Source organism: Neisseria sp. P0021.S006 (assembly GCF_051956895.1).
This window is the reverse complement of sequence record NZ_JBQCWZ010000575.1, coordinates 1-847: the sequence shown is the minus strand read 5'-3', so window position 1 is coordinate 847 and position 847 is coordinate 1. Positions and strand designations below refer to the sequence as shown.

1 pseudogene is annotated in these 847 nt (G+C 54.8%); it reads left to right on the top strand.

Annotation, left to right across the window (positions count from 1 at the left end):
• Window positions 1–847 (top strand): annotated as a pseudogene (locus ACTHUM_RS15780) (excinuclease ABC subunit B); the annotation flags it as partial.

The window sequence follows — 847 nt, the reverse complement described above, 5'->3', positions numbered from 1 at the left end:
AACCTACACCATGGCGAACGTCATTGCTCAAAGCGGCCGCCCTGCTATCATCATGGCGCACAACAAAACCCTTGCCGCCCAGCTTTATGCAGAAATGCGCGAGTTTTTCCCCGAAAACGCGGTGGAATATTTCGTCTCCTACTACGACTATTATCAGCCTGAAGCCTATGTGCCCAGCCGCGATTTGTTCATCGAAAAAGACAGCGCGATCAACGAACACATCGAGCAGATGCGCCTTTCCGCCACCAAAAACCTGATGACGCGCGACGACGTGATTATCGTCGCCACCGTGTCCGCCATTTACGGTATCGGTGACCCGACCGAATATCAACAAATGGTGTTGTCCGTCAAAGAAGGCGATACCATCGAGCAGCGCGACATCATTGCCACACTCGTTTCCATGCAGTACGAACGCGGTGATTTGGACTTCAAACGCGGCAGCTTCCGTGTACGCGGCGACGTGATTGACGTGTACCCTGCTGAAAGCTCCGAAAACGCCTTGCGCATCAGCCTGTTCGATGACGAAATCGACCGACTCGATATGTTCGACCCGCTTTCAGGCAGCCTGCACCAACGCGTCGGCCGCTACACCGTCTTCCCATCCAGCCACTACGTTACCCCGCGCGACACCGTCTTGCGCGCCTGCGAGTCCATCAAAGAAGAATTGCGCGAACGCATTGAATTTTTTGCCCGCGAACAACGCCCTGTCGAACAACAACGCATTGAACAGCGCACCCGCTTCGACCTCGAAATGCTCTACGAAATGGGCTTCTGCAAAGGCATCGAAAACTACTCCCGCCACTTCTCCGGAAAAAAAGAAGGCGAACCGCCGCCCACGCTGATGGAC